A 22,768-nucleotide genomic window follows, 5' to 3' on the forward strand; every position below is an offset into this window, starting at 1 on the left:
TCCGCAATCTGAAAGGTGCATCGTGCCCTCGAAACACCGCCTTCGTTGGGTCGCTCTCCCCTTGGGAGTGGCGGCAGCCGTGGTCCTGGCGGGATGTACCACCACCGAGTTGAACGGCTACCTCCCCGGCTTCATCGAGGGTGAGCCTGCGGCCACCAACCAGACCGAGCGGGTCTCCTCCCTCTGGGTGAACTCCTGGATCGTCCTGCTCGCCGTCGGCATCATCACCTGGGGCCTGATGGCCTGGGCCGCGATCGCGTACCGCCGCCGCAAGGGCCAGACCGGCCTGCCGGTGCAGATGCGCTACAACATGCCGATCGAGATCTTCTACACGATCGTGCCGCTCATCCTGGTGCTGGGAATGTTCTTCTTCACGGCCCGCGATCAGACGGAGATCGAGGCGAAGTGGGACGACCCCGACGTCGAGATCACCGCGATCGCCAAGCAGTGGGCGTGGGACTTCCAGTACGACGCCGAGTCCGACGACGACACCGTCTGGACGATGGGCATCCAGGCCCAGCCCGACGCCGAGGGCAACATCGACCAGGCGCAGCTGCCCACGCTGGTGCTGCCGGTCGACAAGAAGGTCACGATCGACCTGCGGTCGCGCGACGTCATCCACTCGTTCTGGATCATCGACTTTCTCTACAAGAAGGACATGTTCATCGGGGCGGACAACTCCTGGTCCTTCATCCCGACGCGTGTCGGCGAGTACGCCGGCAAGTGCGCCGAGCTCTGCGGCGAGTACCACTCGATGATGCTCTTCAACGTGAAGGTCGTCGAGCAGGACGAGTACGACGCCTACCTCGAGTCGCTCAAGGAGAAGGGCAACACGGGAGACATCACGGACGAGTACGACCGTCTCTCGAACCTCCCCGGAACCACGCCGAAGAACGACTCCGAGGAAGGAGAGGAGTAAGCCATGTCGACCACTGAAGCCCCCCGTACCGATGAGGCCCCTCGCTCTCGACCCACCGCTCTGCCCGCCCGCCAGGCCGCTCTGATGAGCTCCTCGCGCGTGGAGCAGAAGGGCAACATCGTCGTCAAGTGGATCACCTCCACCGACCACAAGACCATCGGGTACATGTACCTGATCGCGTCGGTGCTGTTCTTCCTCCTCGGCGGTGTGATGGCCCTCGTCATCCGCGCCGAGCTGTTCGCTCCGGGAATGCAGATCATCCCGACGAAGGAGCAGTACAACCAGCTCTTCACGATGCACGGCACGATCATGCTGCTCATGTTCGCGACCCCGCTGTTCGCGGGCTTCGCGAACGCGATCCTGCCGCTGCAGCTCGGTGCCCCCGACGTCGCGTTCCCGCGTCTGAACGCCTTCGCGTTCTGGCTGTTCCTGTTCGGCTCCACGATCGCGGTCGCCGGCTTCCTCACCCCGCAGGGCGCGGCATCCTTCGGCTGGTTCGCCTATCAGCCGCTCGCCGGAGCGTCGTTCACGCCCGGCGCCGGTGGAAACCTCTGGATGGTCGGACTCGGGATCTCCGGTTTCGGAACCATCCTCGGTGCCGTGAACTTCATCACCACGATCATCACGATGCGTGCCCCCGGCATGACGATGTGGCGCATGCCGATCTTCTCGTGGAACACGCTCATCACGAGCCTCCTCGTCCTGATGGCCTTCCCGGTGCTCGCTGCGGCGATCTTCGCGGCAGCCGCGGACCGCATCCTGGGCGCGCACATCTACGACCCGGCCAACGGCGGCGTCTTGCTCTGGCAGCACCTGTTCTGGTTCTTCGGGCACCCTGAGGTGTACATCATCGCGCTGCCGTTCTTCGGCATCGTGTCGGAGATCTTCCCGGTGTTCAGCCGCAAGCCGATCTTCGGGTACAAGACGCTCGTCTACGCGACGATCGCCATCGCAGCCCTCTCCGTCGCCGTGTGGGCGCACCACATGTACGTCACGGGATCCGTGCTGCTGCCGTTCTTCGCCCTGATGACGATGCTCATCGCAGTACCGACGGGTGTGAAGATCTTCAACTGGATCGGCACGCTGTGGCGGGGCTCCGTGACCTTCGAGACGCCGATGGTCTTCGCGCTCGGCTTCCTCGTCTCGTTCGTCTTCGGCGGACTGACCGGTGTCATCCTCGCGGCGCCGCCGCTGGACTTCGCGCTCTCGGACTCGTACTTCGTCGTCGCGCACTTCCACTACGTCGTGTTCGGCACCGTGGTGTTCGCCATGTTCGCCGGCTTCTACTTCTGGTGGCCCAAGTGGACCGGGCGGATGCTGAACGAGCGTCTCGGCTACGTGCACTTCTGGATGCTGTTCATCGGCTTCCACATGACCTTCCTCATCCAGCACTGGCTGGGTGTCGACGGCATGGTGCGTCGCTACGCGGACTACTCGGCGGCCGACGGATGGACCTGGCAGAACCAGGTCTCGACGATCGGTGCGATCATCCTCGGCGCTTCGATGTTGCCGTTCTTCCTGAACGTCTGGATCACGGCGCGCAAGGCGCCGAAGGTCACGGTCAACGACCCGTGGGGATATGGCGCTTCGCTCGAGTGGGCGACGTCCTGCCCGCCGCCGCGTCACAACTTCACGTCGATCCCGCGCATCCGCAGCGAGCGTCCGGCCTTCGACCTGAACCACCCCGAGGCAGCCGAGTTCGCGACCACCGCGCCCGGCGAGCGAGAGGCCCACTAAGTCATGCGCGACAACGTCATTCTCTGGTGGATCCTGACCGCGTTCTTCGCCCTCGTCGGTGTCGTCTACACGGGCTGGCATATCCTGGCCACACCGGCTGACAACTTCGCGCTCCGGATCGAGTGGGTCGGCACGGTCGCGCTGTTCTTCGCCGCCTTCATGGGCGCGATGATCGCGTTCTACCTCGACCGTACGCACAGCGCCCAGGGCGGTGAGCTTCCGGAGGACATCCTGACGGCAGACATCGACGACGGCGATCCTGAGCTCGGCGAGTTCAGCCCGTGGTCGTGGTGGCCGATCGTGCTCGCGGCTTCCGCCGGCGTCTTCGTCGTCGGGCTCGCCGTCGGACATTTCCTGCTCCCGATCGGACTCGCGATCTTCGTGGTCGCGATCGTCGGCTGGGTGTACGAGTACTACCGCGGGCACTTCGCACGCTGACACACATCCAAGAAGGCCCCCGGATCGCTCCGGGGGCCTTCTTCGTGCGTCGAGCGGTGGACGGTCAGGCGCGGGTGCGGATGCGAGCGACACCGGTGAGTGGATCGACGGGGCGGTGGTGCACGCCGTCGGCATCCTCTACGGGATAGCCCTCGCGCACCCAGTACTCGAAGCCGCCGATCATCTCGCGGACGCGATAGCCGAGCTTCGCGAACTCGAGGGCGCCTTTCGCGCCGGCGTTGCAGCCCGGGCTCCAGCAGTACACGACGACCTCGGCATCCTCGGGGATCTCCTTCGGAGCTCTCGTGGCGATCTCGCCGTAGTGCATGTGCACTGCGCCCGCGACGCGCCCCTGCGCCCAGGCCTCGTCGGAGCGCACGTCGATCACGACGAGTTCGTCTCCGGCCTTGAGGGCGGCATGCACATCACTGGCGTCGGTCTCGTAGGAGAGCTTGGCTGCGAAGAAGTCGGCGCGATCGATCATGCACTCAGCCTAGGCGGGCGGTGGCGCCACGCAGCAGCGCATTACCGCCGGCTGACGCCGGAATCGCGCCACGCTCCGGGGCGATCAGAACGCGATGGTCATCTGCACGCGTCGGCCATGCGCGGAGAGCTGCAGGGCTTCCTCCGTGGCGATCAGCCGCCGGTGGAACGCGGAGTCGGGCTCGCTCTCCACGAAGCCGCAGGACGCGTAGAACGGAGCGTTCCACGGGACGTCGGCATAGGTGCGCAGAGTCACGCGCTCGTGGCCGCGCTCCCGAGCTTCGTCCAGCGCTGCGCGCACGAGTCGCCGGCCGATTCCGCGTCGTCCGTGTGCCGGGTGTACGGAGAGCTGCTCCAGGTGCGCGTGCCCGTCGATCTCGAGGACGTGCACGAAGCCGACGGCGACGGGAGGCGCGGCATCCTCCACGACCTCCGCGACGAGGAGGAAGCCGGAAAGAGCCGACCGCTCTGCGTCCGTGGCCGGAGGAGGCCAGTCGGCCGCGTCGAAGCGTTGGATGAGGAGGGTATCGGCGGCGGCTTCGATCTCCGAGATCGTTGCGGCGTCCGCCGGCCGACTGTGGCGCACCGACGTCGTCACGGCTGCTCGCCTCGGACAGCGGCGACGGCCTCGATCTCCACCAGCTGGTCGCGGTAGCCGAGCACCGTCACTCCGAGCAGCGTGCTCGGAACATCGTGCTCACCGAATGCGGCATGCACGACATCCCAGGCGTCGACGAGATCGGCCTGATCAGACGACGCCACGAGCACGCGTGTGCTGATGACATCCGTGAGGCCAGCACCGGCGGCTTTCAGCGCCTCGGTCAGGGTCTGCACGCACTTCGCAGCCTGCGCGGCGTAGTCGCCGGGCGCGGCGGTCGTACCGTCTTCGTTCAGAGGGCAGGAGCCGGCGAGGAAGATGAAGCGAGAGCCGGCCGGCGCGGTGGCCGCGTAGGCATAGGGGGCGTCGGCGAGAGAGGCGGCACGGATCAGCTGTACGACGGAGGACACTCGTCGATCCTTTCACAGCGGCGAGAACGATGAAGGCCCCGTCCGGATCGGACGAGGCCTTCATCGATGGGGGAGTGGCGACTACTCGCCCTCCTCCGACTTCTTCTTGCGCGGCTTCTTCACCGGCTCCGTGGCGATCACGGTGCTGGGTGTGTTCGCCGTCTCCTCGACGTGCGTCTCGCTGGCGACGAGCGGTGCATCCGGTGCTCCCGCACGCTCATGAGCGCCCTGGATCTCGGCTGCCTCGGTCTCCTCGTTGTGAGCCGTGACGTGGTGCTGGTGCGAGTCCGCCTCGTCGACCTCTGCCTGCGTGAGCGGGGCGAGACGGTCTTCGAAGAACCACCGCGAGATCGACGAACGGAGGTTCTCGGTCCAGGGGATGCGGCCCTTGGCGTTCGGACGGACGACCAGCGGCTCGTAGCCGTCGACGTCGATGAGCTTCCAGCGGTCGTACTCGTCGACCGGCTGGTGCACCTCGATGAACTCGCCGCCGGGGAGGCGGACGATGCGTCCGGACTCGTAGCCGTGCAGCACGATCTCGCGGTCCTTCTTCTGCAGCGCGATGCAGATGCGCTTGGTGACGAAGTAGCCGAGGACAGGGCCGACGAAGAGCAGCGCCTGGAGGGTGTGGATGACCCCTTCCATCGTGAGCATGAAGTGCGTCGCGATGAGGTCGGACGAGGCCGCAGCCCACAGCACGGCGTAGAAGATGACGCCGGCGACGCCGATGGCGGTGCGGGTCGCCGCGTTGCGGGGACGCTGAGCGATGTGGTGCTCGCGCTTGTCGCCCGTCAGCCACGCCTCGAGGAACGGGTAGATCGCCACGACGACGATGAACAGACCCAGGACCGCGACCGGGAGCAGGATGCCGAACGACCAGGTCCGATCGAAGAGCACGAGGTCGAGGTTCGACGGTGCGAGTCGGAGGGCGCCGTCGGCGAACCCGATGTACCAGTCCGGCTGCGTTCCAGCCGAGACGGGGGACGGGTCGTAGGGACCGTACGCCCAGATCGGGTTGATCTGGAAGAACGTCGCGATCAGCACGATCGTACCGAACACGATGAACAGGTATCCGCCCATCTTCGACATGTAGACCGGCATCATCGGGTAGCCGACGACGTTCTCGTTCGTGCGACCGGGGCCGGCGAACTGCGTGTGCTTGTTCACGATCATGAGCATCAGGTGCACCACGATCAGCCCGATCACGAGCAGCGGCAGCAGCAGGATGTGCAGCGTGTACAGGCGGCCGACGATGTCGGTGCCGGGGAACTCGCCGCCGAACACGATGAACGACGTCCAGGTGCCGATCAGCGGGATGCCCTTGACCATGCCGTCGATGATGCGGAGGCCGTTGCCCGACAGCAGGTCGTCGGGGAGCGAGTAGCCCGTGAAGCCCTCGGCCAGCGCCAGGATGAACAGCACGAAGCCGATGACCCAGTTGAGCTCGCGCGGCTTGCGGAACGCACCCGTGAAGAAGATGCGGAGCATGTGCACACCGATGCCGGCGATGAACACGAGCGCAGCCCAGTGGTGGATCTGGCGGACCAGGAGGCCACCGCGCAGGTCGAACGAGATGTGCAGCGACGACTCGAGGGCCGCAGACATCTCGATGCCACGCATCGGGGCGTATGCGCCGGTGTAGTGGGTCTCGACCATCGAAGCCTGGAAGAAGAACGTCAGGAAGGTTCCGGAGAGGAACACGACCACGAAGCTCCACAGCGCGATCTCACCGAGCATGAACGACCAGTGGTCGGGGAAGATCTTGCGACCGAGCTCCTTGACGAAGCCCGAGAGGCTGGTGCGCTCATCGATGTAGTTCGACGCGGCTCCCACGAAGCGGCCGCCGAGGGGCGCCTTCGTGTCCTTGTCGTCCTTGGACAGCGTTGCGGTGCTCAATGGCGCTCCCAGAAGCTCGGGCCGACGGGTTCCGTGAAGTCGCTGCGTGCGACCAGGTAGCCCTCGTCATCGACGGTGATGGGCAGCTGCGGCAGCGGGCGGGCCGCCGGGCCGAAGATGACCTTTGCGTGGTCCGTGACGTCGAACTGCGACTGGTGGCACGGGCACAGCAGGTGGTGCGTCTGCTGCTCGTACAGTGCCACAGGGCATCCGACGTGCGTGCAGACCTTGGAATAGGCGACGATGCCGTCGTAGGACCAGTCCTTGCGGTCCTCGGCCTCGATGAGCTGCTCGGGGCGGAGGCGCATCATCAGGACGATCGCCTTGGCCTTCTCCTCGAGGTAGCCGTCGTGGTGGCTGAGCTCTGCGAGCTCCTCGGGGATCACGTGGAATGCGGAGCCGAGGGTCACGTCGGCGGCCCGGATCGGCGTGCCGTCGGGGTCACGGACGAGGCGCGAGCCCTCTTCCCACATCGTGTGCTTGAGCAGCGCCACCGGGTCGCCCGCGGTGGGGTCGTCCGGCGTGGAGTGCGGAGCCAGTCCGCGGAAGAGCGTGACGCCGGGGATGATGGAGGCGACGACCGCGGCGAACAGCGAGTTGCGGATCATGGAGCGGCGCCCGAAACCGGACTCCTCGTTCGCGTCGGAGAACGCCTTGATGGCCGCTTCGCGAGTCGAGTCCTTGCCCCGCGTGGGGTGGCGGTACTCGATGTGCTCCTTGTCGGACATGAGCGCCTTGGACCAGTGGATCGCACCGATGCCGAGGGCCAGCAGCGCGAGAGCGATGCCGAGTCCGATGAAGAGGTTGTTCTGCCGGATGTCGATGAGCGCGCCGCTCTCGATCGGGAACAGCATGTAGGCGGCGACCGCCCAGATGCTGCCTGCGAGCGAGAGGTAGAACAGGGTGTAGACCGTGCGGGCCGCGTTCTTCTCGGCGCGCGGGTCCTTGTCGGTCATCCGCTCGCGGTGCGGCGGCAGTCCCGGGTTCTGCACGGGATCGCTGACTGCGACACCCAGCCCCGGAGAGGGCTGGTAGGCCCTGTCAAGAGCCTGCGAGTCGTCGTCGTGTGCCATGGTGCTCCTCGTACGTTCCTCTTCGATGAATAAGCGTCAGTTGGACTTCGCCGTGATCCACACGGTGACGGCGACGAGCGCGCCGATACCGAAGATCCACACGAAGAGACCCTCGGAGACCGGTCCGAGGTTGCCGAGCGAGAAGCCGCCGACCGGCACGGCCTGCTGCTGGAAGAGCAGCGCCGAGATGATGTCGCGCTTGTCCTCGTCGGACAGGTTCATGTCGCCGAAGACCGGCATGTTCTGCGGTCCGGTGACCATCGCGGCGTACATGTGCAGCGCGCTGGTCTCGGTCAGCGCCGGAGCGTACTTGCCCTCGGTGAGGGCACCGCCGGCAGCCGAGACGTTGTGGCACATCGCGCAGTTCACGCGGAAGAGTTCGGCGCCGTTGGCGACGTCACCCTTGCCGTCGAGCGTGTGCTCGCTGGGGTAGGTGGGGCCGGGGGCGACCGACTGGATGTACGACGCCATCGCGAGGATCTGGTCCTCGGTGAACTGCGGCTCCTTCTGCGGCGCCTGCGGTCCCTGCATCTGCAGTGGCATGCGGCCGGTGGAGAGCTGGAACTCTGCCGCGAGCTCGCCGACGCCGTAGAGGCTCGGTCCGTTCGCGGTGCCCTGGAGGTCGAGTCCGTGGCAGGTGGCGCAGTTCGCCGTGAACAGCTTCTCGCCGTCCTCGACGGTCAGCTGCGTCGCCGCCGTCGGCGTATCGGTCGCCGCGAACGCGGCTGACGCGCCGGCGTACACGGCGCCGGTGATCATGAGGCCTGCTCCGATGAGCGCGGCCGCCGCCAAAGGGCTGCGACGACCGCCAGAACGGCGCTTCTTCTCTCGTGCCATCTCGGGGATCAGCTCCGCTCTTATTTCAGGAAGTAGATAACGAGGAACAGCACGATCCAGACGACGTCGACGAAGTGCCAGTAGTAGGACACCACGATCGAGGAGGTCGCCTCCTTGTGCCGGAAGTTCTTGACGGCGTACGCACGGCCGATCACGAGCAGGAACGCGACGAGTCCGCCGGTGACGTGCAGGGCGTGGAAGCCGGTCGTCAGGTAGAACGCGGAAGCGTACGAGTCGGCGTTGATCGGCATGCCTTCAGCGACGAGCTGCGCGTACTCCCACACCTGGCCCGAGACGAAGATCGCGCCGAGAGCGAAGGTGAGGAAGAACCACTCGACCATGCCCCAGCCGAACAGTCGACGACGACCGGCGCCGTTCTTCTGTCCCTTGTCGAGCTTGTAGGGCTGCAGGTCCTCGGCCGCGAACACACCCATCTGGCAGGTGAACGAGGAGAGCACGAGGATCGCGGTGTTCACTGCGGCGAAGGGGACGTTCAGCAGGTCGCTGCGCTCGGCCCAGAGCTCGGGGGAGGTGCTGCGGAGAGTGAAGTAGATCGCGAAGAGTCCCGCGAAGAACATCACCTCGCTGCCGAGCCACACAATGGTGCCGACAGCTACCGGGTTGGGCCGCTTGATCGTTCTCGCCGCCGGGGCATACGTCGCTGAGGTCGTCACCCTTCCATTATGGCCGATCCTCGGGGGTGATTCTCGCACCGGAGGGCCTCGTTTTGCCCTTCAGGGACTTAGGGGACCCTAAGAAAACACTGCGAATACCCGGTGAATACGCGGGAAACGGCGGATACCCACGCGATGGGTGCGCGCCCGGAACCGTCTGCACGTTTTCTCGGCGCCGATAGGATCGCACACATGGCTGATTCCCTGACCTGGTCCGATGTGCTCACCTCTCTGTTGGAGCGCCGCGACCTCACGGTCTGGGAGTCCACGTGGGCGATGCGGCAGATCATGCAGGGGAGCGTGACGGAGGCTCAGCTCGCCGGGTTCCTCATCGCGCTGCGCGCGAAGGGCGAGACGATCGATGAGATCGTCGGCTTCCGCGATGCGATCCTCGAGGCCGCGGTTCCGCTCCCCGTCTCACCGAACGTGCTCGACATCGTCGGCACGGGCGGCGACCGCGTCGGCACCGTGAACGTGTCGACGACGGCCGCGATCGTCATCGGCGCCACGGGTGTCCCCGTCGTCAAGCATGGCAATCGGGCCGCGAGCTCGGCATCCGGTTCCTCCGACGTCCTCGGGGCGCTCGGGCTGGAGCTCTCGCTCGACCCTGCGGCCGTGGCATCCATCCTCGACCGCACCGGCATCACGTTCGCGTGGGCGGGAGCGTTCCACCCCGGCTTCAAGCACGCGGGTCCGGTGCGCGCCGAACTCGGCGTGCCGACCGTGTTCAACATGCTCGGCCCGCTCTGCAACCCCGCGCGCGCCGAGGCGAACGCGGTCGGCGTCGCGCAGATCGAACGCGTCCCCCTGATCACCGGCGTCTTCCGTACCCGTGGCGCGACCGCGCTCGTGTTCCGGGGCGACGACGGGCTCGACGAGCTCACCACCACCGGGCACAGCCGGATCTGGGAGGTCACGCGCGGAGATATCCACGAGCACGACCTCGATCCCCGTGATCTCGGCATCCCGCTGGCCGATCTCGCAGATCTGATCGGCGGGTCGCCGCAGCACAATGCCGAGGTGCTCCGCCGCACGCTCGCGGGCGAGACCGGGGCGGTGCGGGACATCGTCCTGCTCAACGCGGCGGCCGGCATCGTGGCGTTCGAGCTCTCGCAGGACGCGACGCAGGTGCAGCGCCCGATCCTCGAGCGGCTCCGCGAAGGGTACGAGCGGGCGACCGCGGCCGTGGACGATGGCCGCGCCCTGGCGAAGCTCGATCAGTGGATCGGCGTGAGCCGCGAACTGGCTGCCGCCGAGAGCTGACATGGATCCCGTCGACGCACTGCTCGAGATCGCCTCTCTGCTGGAGCGCGAGCGGGCGTCGCGGTATCGGGCCAAGGCGTTCCGCCAGGCGGCGCAGACCCTGCAGGACCTGCCGGACGACGTCCAGGCGGATCCGACCCGGCTCCGAGCAGCTCGCGGTATCGGCGAATCCACCTTCGCGGTCATCCGACAGGCGCAGTCGGGCCAGGTGCCGGACTATCTCGTGGAGCTGCGCGGCGATGTCGAGCCGGAGATCGTCTCCGAGCTGCGCGCGAAGCTGCGAGGAGATCTGCACGCCCACACGGACTGGTCCGACGGCACGACCTCGATCCCGGTGATGGCGGCGGCCGCGCGGGCGCAGGGGCACGAGTATCAGGCGATCACCGATCATTCGCCGCGGTTGCGCGTGGCGCGTGGGCTGTCTGCCGAGCGACTTCGTGAGCAGATGCCGCTGGTGAGAGCGGAGTCCGGAGACGGCTTCACGCTGCTCGCCGGGATCGAGGTCGACATCCTCGAGGACGGTGGGCTGGACCAGGAGGACTCGCTTCTCGCGGAGCTCGACATCGTCGTGGCCTCGGTGCATTCCAAACTGCGCATGGATCGGCGGCCGATGACGGCGCGGATGATCGCGGCGGTGTCGCACCCGAGGGTCAACGTGCTCGGGCACTGCACGGGCCGCCTGGTGCAGGGCGACCGGGGGACGCGTCCGCAGTCGGAGTTCGACGCCGCCGCGGTGTTCGCCGCCTGTGCGGAGAACGGCGTCGCGGTGGAGATCAACTCCCGGCCCGAGCGGCAGGATCCGCCGGACGAGCTGATCGCGATCGCACTGGAAGCCGGATGCCTGTTCTCGATCGACTCCGATGCCCACGCGCCGGGGCAGCTGTCGCTTCTCGATCACGGTGCCGAGAGGGCCGAGCGCGCCGGGGTCCCCGCGTCGCGCATCGTCACGACGTGGGGCCTCGAGAGACTGCTGTCCTGGGCCGAGTGACGCGAGCCGATGATCAGCCGGCCGCGAGGGCCGCGTTCGAGACGGCTGCCACGGCGCGAGTCATCGACCCACCGAGGTTCCACTTGTCGGCGAGGGCTGTCGCAGCGTCGGCCTCGGCGGGATCCAGCGCGTGCAGCGGGATGCTCGGATCGTTGATGGGCAGAGATCTGGCGACGGCGACGACGGTCGGCGCGACGTCGAGGTAGGCGGTCGAGGCGAGGATCTTCGCCCGCACGCCGGCGCTCATCCCTTCGCCGGCTTCGGCGGCGGCTCGGATGCCTTCGAGGTCGGCATGATTCTGCAGCAGGGTGGCGGCGGTCTTGTCGCCGACGCCGGCGACGCCGGGCAGTCCGTCGGAGGCATCGCCGCGCATCGTGGCGAAGTCCGCGTACTGCGAGGGCAGCACGCCGTACTTCGCCACGACGGTCGCGTCGGTGACGATCTCGAGATTGCTCATGCCCTTGGCCGTATAGATGACCCGCACGTCGCGCGCGTCGTCGACCAGCTGGAAGAGGTCGCGGTCACCGGTGACGATGTCGACCGGGATGGCGGAGTTCGAGGCGAGTGTTCCGATGACGTCATCGGCTTCGTGTTCTGCGACGCCGATGATCGGGATGCCGATGGCTCCGAGCGTCTCGCGGATGAGCGGGATCTGCGCCTCGAGCGGATCGGGGACCTCTTCGACGTCGGGGCCGGCCGGCACGACCTCGACGACGCGGTGCGCCTTATAGCTCGGGATCAGGTCGACGCGCCACTGCGGACGCCAGTCGTCGTCCCAGCAGGCGATCACGTGCGTGGGCTCGTACAGGGTGACGAGCTTCGCGACGATGTCGAGCAGACCGCGGGCCGCGTTGATGGGGGAGCCGTCGGGTGCCTTCACCTTGTCGGGGACGCCGTAGAAGGCGCGGAAGTAGAGGCTGGCGGTGTCGAGCAGCATGAGGCGGTCGGCGCGGGGCATGGACTCAGAGTAACGACGACCGTCGACGTTCAGCACCCGGGTGCTGCGGGTTGCTCGGCGCAGGTGGGGGTAACGGGGTCGTCGGACCGGTGTCTGTGCCACCATGAGGCGTGGAAGAGCTGAAGAAGACGCTGCAATCGTCTTTCCGGTGGATCGGTGATCGTACCGACCCTGACTATCGTGCGGATGTCACGGGTTGGTGGCGAAGCGCCGAGGTCGTGAGTCGCATCGGGGCGGGTCTCGCTGACTTGTTCGACGTGGAGTCGCCGAGCGTGGTGATGGGCACTCAGTCTCGTGGAAGTCTCCTCGGTGTGCTGACGGCCCACAGCCTCGGCGTCGGTTTCGCCGAGGTGAGGAAGGACCCTGGCCGCGCGGCAGACAGCGATGCGTGGTGGGAAGCCTCTACGGCTCCCGACTACCGGAACAAGCAGCTCAGGTTGGGACTTCGCCGGTCGCTCCTTCGCGCGGGAGATCGTGTGCTCTTCGTGGACGATTGGATCGCGACCGGAGCGCAGGCGGAAGCCTGCAGGCGATTGGTGGAGCTCAGCGGTGCCCAGTGGATCGCCGCGGCCGTCATGGTCGACGGACTGACGCGAGCGGATCTTCGTCGCTCTCTCGGGGTGCGCTCGTTGCTGCACATTCGGGAACTGGGCTGACGCCTCCGGATTCGCCGAACGTTCAGCACCCGGGTGCTGCCGGTTGCTCGGCGCAGGTGCGGGCGACGAGGGCGGTGTGCGCCTCGAAGATGCGGATCTGCTGCGTCGGGCCGTCTATCGTGAGCTGGCCCGCGACGGGGAACCATCCGACACCCAGATCGACCTCGGCCGTGTAGCGGACCGTGACACCGGCCTCGTAGGTGCCACGCTCGCGGTAAGTGTGGCTGGTCGCAGTCGGGGTGAACGACGCCTGACCCAGCGCCGCCCAGGTCTGACCGCCGGTGGCTGAGGAGGCGGCGTCGCCGTCTCCGTACCGGAAGTCGAAGCCGACCGGCGTGAAGCGCACGGTCAGCGGGAGCCCGAAGAGCGCGCCGGTCCGCGTGTGGACGGATGCCGCGGCCACGAAGTTCGTCGGCATTCCGGCGACGCCGAGGTTGTCGGGCTCGCCCACCGTCACGACGGGTTCCGGTGCGAACTGTGCGAGATCCGTGAGCGTGATCGAGGGGGTGCCGACGGACGACGCCTGTGGCGATGGTCGACAGAGCTGAAGGTGTTGAGCAGCTACGTCGCACCTGCCCAACGGGTCTGCGAGACCACGGCGGTCGTGGTCGAAGGCGTCGTCTGCGAAATCGACGGGCGAGGTGCCGGTGAGGACGCGCGAGTCGGTGAAGACGATTTCCGTCCCTGTGTTTGTGACGCCACAACCTCCTGCGAGCAATGCGGAGTCCGAGCACGAAACGTTTGTGGCCTCTGCCCCCGGCGTGACCAAAATAAGTGTCGCCAGTGCGAAAGCCGTCAGCATGGCACATCCGTCGCGACCTTCAGTGAGGCAATCAGTAGGCGATCTGACGTTCCGGTGAGAGACATATCCACTGCATAGATGTCGCTGCGGCCTTCTGCTGTTACGTCTTGACCCGAAGCGTCGATCGCGCGGGCCATCGAAATGTCCAAGCACGCTCGCACCACCAGAGCGGCGACGGGCGCTTCGAACTCGCCCGTGACTTTGACGACATTCAGGACCCTGCTCACGCCCTCGATCCGCACGCCGGCAGCCTCAAGATCGCGCATGGACGCGATCTCAGCCTCTAGGGCTTCACCAGTGAGGAATTCGAGGGACGAAGCCGACTCTTGTCTGCTTCTATCTGTGTTTGATGCGTCTATGTATGCCCGATACGTCTCCTCCGCCGCGGCGAAGGCCTCCTCCTCCGTCGCGAACGCGGCGGTCGGGGTCGGCGTGGGCGTAGGCGAGGGGGAGCAACCCGCGACCAGCGCCGACAGCAGAGCGAGCGCGATGACCGGGGTGAGAACATGGCGGTGGTGATTCACCCGCACACGGTAGCCCGAGGGGGCAGAACGCCGCTCGAGTTTTCCACAGGCCACGAGGGCGAAACCGAATCCCACCGGCATCCGGACTTCTGATAACCTGAGATGTCACTCGTGGCGTGCCTACGCATGCCCTCGTGTCATGCACACCAAAATCCAACCGCTGGGAAGCATGCAGTCGGCCGTGCGCGGCCTTTGCCTCTCAGCCTGAGTCTCCATCCAACAAGGACAACCCACTACATGACTACCGCAACGACCGCCCCGGCCACCAAGCAGGTCGCCATCAACGACATCGGATCTGCTGAGGACTTCCTGGCCGCGGTCGAGAAGACCCTGAAGTTCTTCAACGACGGCGACATCATCGAAGGCACGATCGTCAAGATCGACCGCGATGAGGTTCTGCTCGACGTCGGATACAAGACCGAGGGCGTCATCCCCTCGCGCGAGCTCTCCATCAAGCACGACGTCGACCCCAACGAGGTCGTCAAGGTCGGCGACGAGGTCGAGGCACTCGTTCTCCAGAAGGAGGACAAGGAAGGCCGCCTGATCCTCTCCAAGAAGCGCGCTCAGTACGAGCGTGCCTGGGGAGACGTCGAGAAGATCAAGGAGAACGACGGCGTCGTCACCGGTACGGTCATCGAGGTCGTCAAGGGTGGACTCATCGTCGACATCGGCCTCCGCGGCTTCCTGCCGGCTTCGCTCATCGAGCTGCGCCGCGTCCGCGACCTCACGCCGTACCTCGGCCAGGAGATCGAGGCCAAGATCCTCGAGCTCGACAAGAACCGCAACAACGTCGTCCTCAGCCGCCGTGCGCTGCTCGAGCAGACGCAGTCGGAGTCGCGCACCACGTTCCTGAACAACCTGCACAAGGGTCAGGTCCGCAAGGGTGTCGTCTCGTCGATCGTCAACTTCGGTGCGTTCGTCGACCTGGGTGGCGTGGACGGCCTCGTGCACGTCTCCGAGCTGTCCTGGAAGCACATCGAGCACGCCTCCGAGGTCGTCGAGGTGGGCCAGGAGGTCACCGTCGAGATCCTCGAGGTCGACCTCGACCGCGAGCGCGTCTCCCTGTCGCTGAAGGCGACGCAGGAGGACCCGTGGCAGGTCTTCGCCCGCACCCACGCGATCGGTCAGGTCACGCCGGGTAAGGTCACCAAGCTCGTTCCGTTCGGTGCGTTCGTGCGCGTCGCAGACGGCATCGAGGGCCTCGTCCACATCTCCGAGCTCTCCAGCAAGCACGTCGAGCTGGCCGAGCAGGTCGTGTCGGTCGGCGAAGAGGTCTTCGTCAAGGTCATCGACATCGACCTCGAGCGTCGCCGCATCTCGCTGTCGCTGAAGCAGGCCAACGAGTCGGTCGACCCCAACGGCACCGAGTTCGACCCGGCCCTGTACGGCATGCTCGCCGAGTACGACGAGAACGGCGAGTACAAGTACCCGGAGGGCTTCGACGCCGAGACCGGTGCGTGGAAGGAAGGCTTCGACACGCAGCGCGAGGCATGGGAGCAGGAGTACGCAGCGGCTCAGGCTCGCTGGGAGGCTCACAAGGCTCAGGTCACCAAGGCGGCCGAGGCAGAGGCCGGCGCCGACTTCGGCGGCCAGGTCTTCTCCAGCGAGGCGACCGGTGCAGGCACCCTCGCCGACGACGAGGCACTCGCGGCTCTCCGCGAGAAGCTGTCGGGCGGCAACGCGTAAGCATCACGCTCTGAGACGGGCCGTCACCTCTCCTTCGGGAGGGCGTGGCGGCCCGTTTCGCATGCCCGGGGCCCGGGATTCCCTGCGTGACGGAACATTACGACGGCATTCGTAACAATCGCCGGGCTCGGCCAGCATGGGGATCATGACTGCCCTCCTGCCTGCGTCGCGCGCTGCCGACGCCCCGCGATCGGCGGGGCTGGCACAGGCCGTGCGGCTCGATGGCATCGAGCGCGCGTTCCCGCTTCCGCAGGGACGGCGCGAGGTCCTCCGCGGGGTCGACCTCGATGTCGCCCCGGGTGAGATCGTCGCGGTCGTCGGCCCGTCCGGATGCGGCAAGTCGACGCTCCTCCGTCTGGTCGGCGGACTGGACACCCCCACGCGCGGGAGCATCCGCCTCGACGGCACCGGCGTCGCCGACGTCGACGAGCGCACCGCGATCGCCTTCCAGGAGCCGCGCCTGCTGCCGTGGCGCACGCTCGCGCAGAACGTCGAACTCGGTCTTCCCCGCGGCACCGCTCGCCGCCCAGGGCGCGAGCGTGTGCGTGAGCTGCTGCACCTCGTCGGGCTCGAGCACGCGGCCGATCAGCGTCCGCGCGAGGTCTCCGGCGGCATGGCGCAGCGCGCCTCCCTCGCCAGGGCCCTGGCGCGCAACCCCGGTGTGCTCCTCCTCGACGAGCCGTTCGGTGCTCTCGACGCGCTCACCCGTCTGCGCATGCACGACCTGCTGTTGAAGATCCACGCGGCGGAGCCCACCACCATCCTCCTCGTCACGCATGACGTCGAAGAGGCCCTCTACCTCGCCGATCGCGTGCTCCTGCTGCGCACGCTGACCGGAGACACCGGCGATGCCGAGCCGTCGATCGCCCGAACGGTCGCCGTGCCCGGCATCCGCCCCCGAGACCGCGCGGATCGCGGCCTCGCCGACCTGCGCGCCGAGCTCCTCGAAGGACTCGGCGTCGACACCCATCACCGCATCACCGAGGAGACCCGATGAGCACCATCACCCGCCGAATCATCCCCGCGATCGCGATCGCCGGGACGATGATGCTCGTCGCGACCGGCTGCGTCGCCGGCGAGAACGCCACGGCCGATGCTCCCGAGAGCGAGAGCACCGCGGAAGCAGGCGAGTGGTCGGCGGACACGCTGTCCATCGACTTCGCCACCTACAACCCGCTCAGCCTCGTCATCAAGGACCAGGGCATCCTCGAGGAGATCCTCGGCGACGACGTCGCGGTCGAGTGGATCCAGTCCGCCGGCTCCAACAAGGCGAACGAGCTGCTGCGCTCCGGCTCAGTCGATGTCGGTTCCACCGCCGGCTCCGCCGCGCTGCTCGCCCGGGCCAACGGCTCGCCGATCCAGGTGATCGACATCTTCTCGCAGCCCGAGTGGTCGGCCATCGTCGTCGGACCCGACAGCGACATCACCTCCGTCGAAGACCTCAAGGGCAAGTCGGTCGCCGCGACGAAGGGCACCGACCCGTACTTCTTCCTGCTCCAGGCGCTCGAGGAGGGCGGCCTCTCCCTCTCCGACGTCGAGGTGCAGAACCTGCAGCACGCCGACGGCCGGGCCGCGCTCGACGGCGGATCCGTCGCCGCGTGGGCGGGACTCGACCCGATCATGGCCGCGGCCGAGTCGGAGTCGGGCGACAAGCTCATCTACCGCAACGTCGACTTCAACACCTACGGCTTCCTCAACGCCACCGAGGACTTCATCACGAACCACCCCGACCTGGCGCAGGCCGTCGTCGACGCCTACGAGAAGGCACGCGAGTGGGCTCTCGAGAACCCGGAGGAGACCGCGGCGCTGCTCGCCGAGGTCGCCGGCATCGACATCGCCGTCGCGACGACCGTCATCGAGGAGCGCTCGAACCTCGACGTGAGCGGCGTCCCGGGTGACGACCAGATCGCGGTGCTCGAGAAGATCGCCCCGGTGCTCGTCGAGTCCGGCGACGTCCAGGGCGGCAAGGACTCCGTCGACAAGGCGCTCTCGTCCATCGTGAACGCGACCTTCGCCGAGAAGGCGGTCGGCGGCGAGTGACCGTTCCCGACCAGCAGGTCAACGTCCCGGCGGATTCGAGAGAGGCTCTCGATTTCGCGAAGGGGGTGCGGCGGCGCCCGGATGCCGGTGCGCGTCGCGCATGGGATCGACCGGTCGTGCGGATTCTCGCGGGGCTCATCCTGCCCGCCGTCATCCTGATCGCCTGGCAGGCCGTCACATCGGCGGGCCTCATCGAGCCGTACCGCCTTCCCGCACCGGCATCCGTCTTCCTCGCCGGGGTCGAGCTCGCGGAGACCGGTCAGCTCTGGACCCACATCGCGATCTCGGTGCAGCGCGTCGTGCTCGGTTTCGCGATCGGATCCGTGATCGGCCTCGCCGTCGCGGGCCTGGTGGGGCTGTCCCGGGTCGGCGACGTGCTCCTCAGCCCGACGCTCGCCGCCGTGCGTGCCGTGCCCTCCCTCGCCTGGGTGCCGCTGCTGATCCTGTGGATGCAGATCGGTGAGGAGTCGAAGGTCACGCTCATCGCGATCGGCGCGTTCTTCCCGGTGTACACGACGGTCGCGTCGGCGCTGCGCCACGTCGACCCGCACCTCGTCGAAGCAGGACGCTCGTTCAGCCTGCACGGCTGGTCGTTGTTCCGCACCGTGCAGCTGCCCGCCGTGGTGCCCTCGGTCGTCTCCGGGCTGCGTCTCGCTCTCGCCCAGGCGTGGCTGTTCCTCGTCGCGGCGGAGCTCATCGCGTCGTCGATGGGTCTGGGCTTCCTGCTGACCGACTCCCAGAGCACCGGCCGCGTCGACCGCATCCTGCTCTCCATCGTGCTGCTGGCTCTGCTCGGCACCATCACCAACGGCATCCTCGCGCTGCTGGAGAAGTACCTGCTCAGAAGATGGACGTGACTGTGACCGAGGCCCGACTCCAGGAGTCGCGCGTCTTCGCGCCGCCGGCCGGCTTCGCCGATCAGGCGAACATCGGCGCCGAGGCGTACGAGCGCGCGGCATCCGATCCGACCGCCTTCTGGGAGGATGCCGCGCGCCGCCTCGACTGGTTCGAGCCCTGGTACACGGCGCACGAGTGGGAGCCGCCCACCGACGGCGCGATCCCCGTGGCGCGATGGTTCCTCGGCGGCACGCTCAACGTGGCGTACAACTGCGTCGACCGGCACGTGGCCGCCGGCCGCGGTGACAAGGTCGCCCTGCACTTCGAGGGCGAGCCAGGGGATCGTGTGTCGGTCACCTACGCGGATCTGCAGCGTCGGGTGTCCCAGGCGGCGAATGCGCTCGTCGCTCTCGGCATCCGTCCCGGTGATCGCGTGGTGATCTACCTTCCCGTGCTCGTCGAGACCGTGGTGATCACGCTCGCCTGCGCCCGGATCGGCGCCGTGCACTCGCTCGTGTTCGGCGGATTCTCGGCCGAGGCTGTGCGGTTCCGCCTGGAGGACACGGGCGCGAAGCTGCTCGTCACGAGCGACGGACAGTTCCGCAGGGGCACGGCCACCGAGGTCAAGTCCACCGCCGACATCGCCGCCGCCGACCTGCCGGAGCTCGAGCACGTCCTCGTGCTGCGCCGCACCGGCCAGGACGTGCCGTGGACCGAGGACCGCGACGTCTGGTGGCACGATGTCGTCGACACGGCCGCCACCGTGCACGAGGCCCAGCCGTTCGACGCGGAGCATCCGCTCTTCATCATCTACACCTCCGGCACGACCGGGAAGCCCAAGGGACTCGTCCACACCTCCGGCGGGTACCTGACGCACGCGAGCTGGGCGCACTGGGCGCACTTCGACGCGAAGCCCGACGACGTGCACTGGTGCACGGCCGACCTCGCCTGGGTGACCGCACACACGTACGAGATCTACGGTCCGCTCTCGAACGGGCTCACCCAGGTCATCTACGAGGGAACGCCCGACGCCCCGCACCGTGAGCGCCACCTCGAGATCATCGAGCGCTACGGCGTCACGGTGTACTACACCGCGCCGACGCTGATCCGCACGTTCATGACCTGGTTCGGCGCCGACCTGCCGACCGGACACGATCTCTCCACGCTCCGCCTGCTCGGGACCGTCGGCGAGGCCATCAACCCCGAGGCGTGGGTGTGGTTCCGCCGGAACTTCGGTCGCGACGAGCTGCCGATCGTCGACACATGGTGGCAGTCCGAGACAGGAGCGGCGATGATCGCGCCGCTGCCCGGCGTCACGAGCCTCAAGCCCGGGTCGGCCACCGTCCCGCTGCCCGGCATCGATGTCGCCGTCGTCGACGAACAGGGGCGGGAGGTCGCTCCCGGGCGATCGGGCACGCTGGTCGTGCGGCGACCCTGGCCGGGCATGGCGCGCACCGTCTGGGGAGACCCGCAGCGGTACCGCGACGCCTACTGGTCGGCATACGCCGGACATGGCGAGGCCGGCGGCTACTACGTCGCAGGCGACGGAGCCACCCGCGACGTCGACGGGTACATCTGGATCCTCGGGCGCCTCGACGACGTGGTCAACGTCTCCGGACACCGGCTCTCGACCATCGAGATCGAATCCGCCCTCGTCGCTCACGACACCGTCGGCGAGGCAGGCTCCGCCGGCGTGGCCGATCCGGTCACCGGTCAGGCCGTCGTCGCCTTCGTGACGCCGTCGGGTCGAGCCGAGGTGACGCCCGCGGATCTCCGCGCCCAGGTCGCACTCGCCATCGGCCCCGTCGCCAAGCCGAAGCACGTCGTGATCGTTCCCGACCTCCCCAAGACACGTTCGGGCAAGATCATGCGCCGACTGCTGGCACAGTTGTGGGAGGCCGAGCAGGATCGCCGTGCCGGACGCGAACCGCACCCGCTCGGCGACACCACCTCGCTGCAGAACCCCTGGGCCGTCGACGACATCGCCGACGTGCTCGCTGCCGCCGAACTCACACCACGGTCTCACTGACCACTCCGAACGGAGGACAGCATGACGGAAGAACACCGCTTCGGATTCCGAACCAGGGCCCTGCACGCGGGCGGGACCCCCGACGCGTCGACCGGCGCCCGCGCCGTGCCGATCTACCAGACGACCTCGTTCGTCTTCGACGACGCCGCGGATGCCGGGAACCTGTTCGCCCTGCAGAAGTACGGCAACATCTACTCCCGCATCGGCAACCCGACGGTCGCCGCGCTCGAGGAGCGCCTGGCCTCTCTCGAGGGCGGTATCGGCGCCGTGGCCACGGCATCCGGGATGAGCGCCGAGTTCATCACGTTCGCAGCCCTCGTCGGAGCCGGAGACCACGTGGTCGCGGCTGCGCAGCTCTACGGCGGCACGGTGACGCAGCTCGACGTGACGCTCCGGCGCTTCGGCGTCGAGACCACGTTCGTCGCATCGACCGACCCCGCCGACTACGCCGCCGCGATCCGCCCGGAGACCAAGGTCGTGTACGTGGAGATGATCGGCAACCCCTCGGGCGAGATCGCCGACATCGAGGGGCTGGCCGCCGTCGCGCACGAGGCCGGGGTGCCTCTCGTCGTCGATGCGACGCTGGCGACGCCCTACCTCGCCCGCCCGCTCGAGCACGGTGCCGACATCGTCATCCATTCGGTCACGAAGTTCCTCGGCGGCCACGGCACGACGCTCGGAGGCGTCGTGATCGAGAAGGGCACGTTCGACTGGGGCAACGGCAAGTTCCCGCAGATGACCGAGCCCGTCGAGTCCTACGGCGGCATCAAGTGGTGGGACAACTTCGGCGAGTACGGCTTCCTGACCAAGCTGCGCTCCGAGCAGCTGCGCGACATCGGTCCGGCGCTCAGCCCGCAGTCCGCCTTCAACCTGCTGCAGGGCATCGAGACCCTGCCGCAGCGGATCGACGCGCACCTCGCGAACGCACGGATCGTGGCCGACTGGCTCGCGTCCGATCCGCGGGTCGCCTACGTCACGTGGGCGGGGCTCGACGGGCACCCGCACCGCGAGCGCGCCGCCAAGTACCTCCCGCTCGGGCCGGGCTCGGTCTTCGCGTTCGGCGTCGCGGCCGACGACGGGCGTGCGGCGGGGGAGACGCTGATCGAGAACCTGCAGCTCGCCTCGCACCTCGCGAACATCGGCGATGCGCGGACCCTGGTGATCCATCCCGCATCCACGACCCACCGTCAGCTCACCGACGAGCAGCTCGTGGCCGCGGGCGTGCGATCGGATCTGATCCGTATCTCCGTCGGTCTCGAAGACGCCGACGACATCATCTGGGACCTCGATCAGGCCCTGACCACGGCGACGGGAGCGAACCGATGAGCGCGACGAATCCAGCGACGGCGGACGCCTGCGCCGTCCCGGCTGTGGCGGACGCCGTGGCATGCGCGCTTCCCGGCGTCGCCCCGGCCGTATCGGGACGGACATGGGTCGGCCCGAATCAGCAGGAGCGGTTCGCGCTGCTCCGCCGGGCGAAGTCCGTGGCGATCGTCGGCGCGTCGAACAACCCGGCGCGCGCGTCGTTCTTCGTCGCGACGTACCTGTTGTCGAGCACCCCCTACGACGTGTACCTGGTGAACCCGCGCGAGACGGAGATCCTCGGCCAGCCCGTGTACGCCTCCCTCGCCGACCTCCCCGTGGTGCCCGACGTCGTCGACGTGTTCCGTCGCCACGACGATCTCCCCGGTGTCGCGCAGGAGGCGATCGACGTCGGTGCCAAGGCGCTCTGGCTGCAGCTCGGCTCGTGGAACGAGGAGGCCGCCGCCCTTGCAGAAGAGGCAGGGCTCTCGGTCGTCATGGATCGCTGCATCAAGATCGAGCATGCGCGATTCCACGGCGGACTCCATCTGGCGGGCTTCGACACCGGGGTGATCAGCTCCCGTCGCCAGCTCCTGTCGCGGTGAGGCCGACGGTCTC

General features: G+C 67.6%; 23 protein-coding genes. 13 read left to right on the plus strand and 10 right to left on the minus strand.

What is annotated here, in order from left to right; translation table 11 throughout:
* The first annotated feature begins 22 nt into the window (after nucleotides 1–22).
* From coxB to LBN7_RS17700, 3 genes are read left to right on the plus strand one after another with little or no spacing between them, the layout of a single operon-like run.
* Complete coding sequence (gene coxB / locus LBN7_RS17690) at nucleotides 23–919, plus strand: cytochrome c oxidase subunit II (RefSeq protein ID WP_407360395.1); 897 nt, start codon at nucleotides 23–25, stop codon at nucleotides 917–919.
* Between the two features lie 3 nt (nucleotides 920–922).
* Complete coding sequence (gene ctaD, locus LBN7_RS17695; protein WP_207770003.1) at nucleotides 923–2,656, plus strand: cytochrome c oxidase subunit I; 1,734 nt, start codon at nucleotides 923–925, stop codon at nucleotides 2,654–2,656.
* 3 nt (nucleotides 2,657–2,659) lie between these two features.
* Nucleotides 2,660–3,094: a cytochrome c oxidase subunit 4 gene (locus LBN7_RS17700; protein ID WP_407360396.1), complete on the plus strand. Its 435-nt coding sequence runs from the start codon at nucleotides 2,660–2,662 to the stop codon at nucleotides 3,092–3,094.
* 64 nt (nucleotides 3,095–3,158) lie between these two features.
* Here LBN7_RS17700 and LBN7_RS17705 read toward each other — a convergent pair whose 3' ends face one another.
* The 7 genes from LBN7_RS17705 to LBN7_RS17735 all read right to left on the minus strand — a co-directional run bounded on the left by LBN7_RS17705 (nucleotide 3,159) and on the right by LBN7_RS17735 (nucleotide 8,969).
* Entirely contained in the window at nucleotides 3,159–3,578 is a 420-nt protein-coding gene (locus LBN7_RS17705) for a rhodanese-like domain-containing protein (RefSeq protein WP_407360397.1), read from the minus strand.
* An 84-nt stretch (nucleotides 3,579–3,662) separates the two neighbouring features.
* A complete protein-coding gene (locus tag LBN7_RS17710; RefSeq protein ID WP_407360398.1) occupies nucleotides 3,663–4,175 on the minus strand; it encodes a GNAT family N-acetyltransferase in 513 nt (170 codons plus the stop codon).
* Nucleotides 4,172–4,585, minus strand: coding sequence for a Rid family hydrolase (locus LBN7_RS17715; protein WP_341945183.1), 414 nt, complete (start codon nucleotides 4,583–4,585; stop codon nucleotides 4,172–4,174). Before LBN7_RS17715 ends, LBN7_RS17710 begins: the two co-directional genes overlap by 4 nt.
* 81 nt (nucleotides 4,586–4,666) lie before the next feature.
* Nucleotides 4,667–6,481 carry a cytochrome bc complex cytochrome b subunit gene (locus tag LBN7_RS17720; RefSeq protein ID WP_116636845.1) on the minus strand — a complete coding sequence of 605 codons (1,815 nt, stop codon included), beginning with the start codon at nucleotides 6,479–6,481 and terminating at the stop codon, nucleotides 4,667–4,669.
* Nucleotides 6,478–7,554 (minus strand): ubiquinol-cytochrome c reductase iron-sulfur subunit, encoded by a 1,077-nt coding sequence (locus tag LBN7_RS17725; protein WP_116636846.1) that lies wholly within the window; start codon nucleotides 7,552–7,554, stop codon nucleotides 6,478–6,480. The genes LBN7_RS17720 and LBN7_RS17725 overlap by 4 nt, the downstream gene beginning before the upstream one ends.
* Nucleotides 7,555–7,590: 36 nt before the next feature.
* Complete coding sequence (locus LBN7_RS17730) at nucleotides 7,591–8,391, minus strand: c-type cytochrome (RefSeq protein WP_116636847.1); 801 nt, start codon at nucleotides 8,389–8,391, stop codon at nucleotides 7,591–7,593.
* Between the two features lie 20 nt (nucleotides 8,392–8,411).
* Nucleotides 8,412–8,969, minus strand: coding sequence for a heme-copper oxidase subunit III (locus LBN7_RS17735; protein ID WP_341947829.1), 558 nt, complete (start codon nucleotides 8,967–8,969; stop codon nucleotides 8,412–8,414).
* Between the two features lie 288 nt (nucleotides 8,970–9,257).
* Between LBN7_RS17735 and trpD the strand changes: the two genes are divergently transcribed.
* Both trpD and LBN7_RS17745 read left to right on the plus strand, forming a co-directional pair.
* Nucleotides 9,258–10,328: an anthranilate phosphoribosyltransferase gene (gene trpD, locus LBN7_RS17740; protein ID WP_407360399.1), complete on the plus strand. Its 1,071-nt coding sequence runs from the start codon at nucleotides 9,258–9,260 to the stop codon at nucleotides 10,326–10,328.
* Nucleotide 10,329: 1 nt separating this feature from the next.
* Entirely contained in the window at nucleotides 10,330–11,316 is a 987-nt protein-coding gene (locus LBN7_RS17745; protein WP_341945184.1) for a PHP domain-containing protein, read from the plus strand.
* A 13-nt stretch (nucleotides 11,317–11,329) separates the two neighbouring features.
* Here LBN7_RS17745 and LBN7_RS17750 read toward each other — a convergent pair whose 3' ends face one another.
* Entirely contained in the window at nucleotides 11,330–12,274 is a 945-nt protein-coding gene (locus tag LBN7_RS17750; protein ID WP_341945185.1) for a 5'-3' exonuclease, read from the minus strand.
* A 110-nt stretch (nucleotides 12,275–12,384) separates the two neighbouring features.
* On the opposite strand from LBN7_RS17750, the gene LBN7_RS17755 reads away from it, so the two are divergent.
* A complete protein-coding gene (locus tag LBN7_RS17755) occupies nucleotides 12,385–12,930 on the plus strand; it encodes a phosphoribosyltransferase family protein (RefSeq protein ID WP_407360400.1) in 546 nt (181 codons plus the stop codon).
* Between the two features lie 22 nt (nucleotides 12,931–12,952).
* On the opposite strand, the gene LBN7_RS17760 is transcribed toward LBN7_RS17755, so the two are convergent.
* Both LBN7_RS17760 and LBN7_RS17765 read right to left on the minus strand, forming a co-directional pair.
* On the minus strand, nucleotides 12,953–13,387 hold the full coding sequence (locus LBN7_RS17760; RefSeq protein ID WP_407360401.1) for a hypothetical protein: 435 nt from the start codon (nucleotides 13,385–13,387) through the stop codon (nucleotides 12,953–12,955).
* A gap of 338 nt (nucleotides 13,388–13,725) precedes the next feature.
* Complete coding sequence (locus tag LBN7_RS17765) at nucleotides 13,726–14,256, minus strand: hypothetical protein (RefSeq protein ID WP_407360402.1); 531 nt, start codon at nucleotides 14,254–14,256, stop codon at nucleotides 13,726–13,728.
* A 237-nt stretch (nucleotides 14,257–14,493) separates the two neighbouring features.
* Here LBN7_RS17765 and rpsA point away from each other — a divergent pair, with 237 nt between their 5' ends.
* The 7 genes from rpsA to LBN7_RS17800 all read left to right on the plus strand — a co-directional run bounded on the left by rpsA (nucleotide 14,494) and on the right by LBN7_RS17800 (nucleotide 22,755).
* Nucleotides 14,494–15,942 carry a 30S ribosomal protein S1 gene (gene rpsA, locus LBN7_RS17770; protein ID WP_407360403.1) on the plus strand — a complete coding sequence of 483 codons (1,449 nt, stop codon included), beginning with the start codon at nucleotides 14,494–14,496 and terminating at the stop codon, nucleotides 15,940–15,942.
* 145 nt (nucleotides 15,943–16,087) lie between these two features.
* Nucleotides 16,088–16,939 (plus strand): ABC transporter ATP-binding protein, encoded by an 852-nt coding sequence (locus tag LBN7_RS17775; protein WP_407360404.1) that lies wholly within the window; start codon nucleotides 16,088–16,090, stop codon nucleotides 16,937–16,939.
* Nucleotides 16,936–17,982 carry an aliphatic sulfonate ABC transporter substrate-binding protein gene (locus LBN7_RS17780; protein WP_407360405.1) on the plus strand — a complete coding sequence of 349 codons (1,047 nt, stop codon included), beginning with the start codon at nucleotides 16,936–16,938 and terminating at the stop codon, nucleotides 17,980–17,982. The genes LBN7_RS17775 and LBN7_RS17780 overlap by 4 nt, the downstream gene beginning before the upstream one ends.
* Complete coding sequence (locus LBN7_RS17785) at nucleotides 17,979–18,839, plus strand: ABC transporter permease (protein ID WP_407360406.1); 861 nt, start codon at nucleotides 17,979–17,981, stop codon at nucleotides 18,837–18,839. Before LBN7_RS17780 ends, LBN7_RS17785 begins: the two co-directional genes overlap by 4 nt.
* Nucleotides 18,830–20,848 carry an acetate--CoA ligase gene (acs, locus tag LBN7_RS17790; RefSeq protein ID WP_407360407.1) on the plus strand — a complete coding sequence of 673 codons (2,019 nt, stop codon included), beginning with the start codon at nucleotides 18,830–18,832 and terminating at the stop codon, nucleotides 20,846–20,848. The genes LBN7_RS17785 and acs overlap by 10 nt, the downstream gene beginning before the upstream one ends.
* Nucleotides 20,849–20,869: 21 nt before the next feature.
* Nucleotides 20,870–22,174 (plus strand): O-acetylhomoserine aminocarboxypropyltransferase/cysteine synthase family protein, encoded by a 1,305-nt coding sequence (locus LBN7_RS17795; protein WP_341945190.1) that lies wholly within the window; start codon nucleotides 20,870–20,872, stop codon nucleotides 22,172–22,174.
* Entirely contained in the window at nucleotides 22,171–22,755 is a 585-nt protein-coding gene (locus LBN7_RS17800; RefSeq protein WP_407360408.1) for a CoA-binding protein, read from the plus strand. The genes LBN7_RS17795 and LBN7_RS17800 overlap by 4 nt, the downstream gene beginning before the upstream one ends.
* Nucleotides 22,756–22,768: the final 13 nt, after the last annotated feature.

The sequence above is a fragment of the Microbacterium sp. LBN7 genome (genome assembly GCF_045690345.1).
Classification (GTDB): domain Bacteria; phylum Actinomycetota; class Actinomycetes; order Actinomycetales; family Microbacteriaceae; genus Microbacterium.

Bases quoted from the DNA above. Each gene is read 5' to 3' on its own strand.
- LBN7_RS17725 (WP_116636846.1), bottom strand. From the start codon at position 7,554: ATGGCACACGACGACGACTCGCAGGCTCTTGACAGGGCCTACCAGCCC.
- LBN7_RS17750 (WP_341945185.1), bottom strand. From the start codon at position 12,274: ATGCCCCGCGCCGACCGCCTCATGCTGCTCGACACCGCCAGCCTCTAC.
- LBN7_RS17730 (WP_116636847.1), bottom strand. From the start codon at position 8,391: ATGGCACGAGAGAAGAAGCGCCGTTCTGGCGGTCGTCGCAGCCCTTTG.
- LBN7_RS17735 (WP_341947829.1), bottom strand. From the start codon at position 8,969: ATGTTCTTCGCGGGACTCTTCGCGATCTACTTCACTCTCCGCAGCACC.
- ctaD (WP_207770003.1), top strand. From the start codon at position 923: ATGTCGACCACTGAAGCCCCCCGTACCGATGAGGCCCCTCGCTCTCGA.
- LBN7_RS17700 (WP_407360396.1), top strand. From the start codon at position 2,660: ATGCGCGACAACGTCATTCTCTGGTGGATCCTGACCGCGTTCTTCGCC.
- LBN7_RS17800 (WP_407360408.1), top strand. From the start codon at position 22,171: ATGAGCGCGACGAATCCAGCGACGGCGGACGCCTGCGCCGTCCCGGCT.
- trpD (WP_407360399.1), top strand. From the start codon at position 9,258: ATGGCTGATTCCCTGACCTGGTCCGATGTGCTCACCTCTCTGTTGGAG.
- LBN7_RS17705 (WP_407360397.1), bottom strand. From the start codon at position 3,578: ATGATCGATCGCGCCGACTTCTTCGCAGCCAAGCTCTCCTACGAGACC.
- LBN7_RS17775 (WP_407360404.1), top strand. From the start codon at position 16,088: ATGACTGCCCTCCTGCCTGCGTCGCGCGCTGCCGACGCCCCGCGATCG.
- LBN7_RS17745 (WP_341945184.1), top strand. From the start codon at position 10,330: ATGGATCCCGTCGACGCACTGCTCGAGATCGCCTCTCTGCTGGAGCGC.
- rpsA (WP_407360403.1), top strand. From the start codon at position 14,494: ATGACTACCGCAACGACCGCCCCGGCCACCAAGCAGGTCGCCATCAAC.
- acs (WP_407360407.1), top strand. From the start codon at position 18,830: ATGGACGTGACTGTGACCGAGGCCCGACTCCAGGAGTCGCGCGTCTTC.
- LBN7_RS17780 (WP_407360405.1), top strand. From the start codon at position 16,936: ATGAGCACCATCACCCGCCGAATCATCCCCGCGATCGCGATCGCCGGG.
- LBN7_RS17795 (WP_341945190.1), top strand. From the start codon at position 20,870: ATGACGGAAGAACACCGCTTCGGATTCCGAACCAGGGCCCTGCACGCG.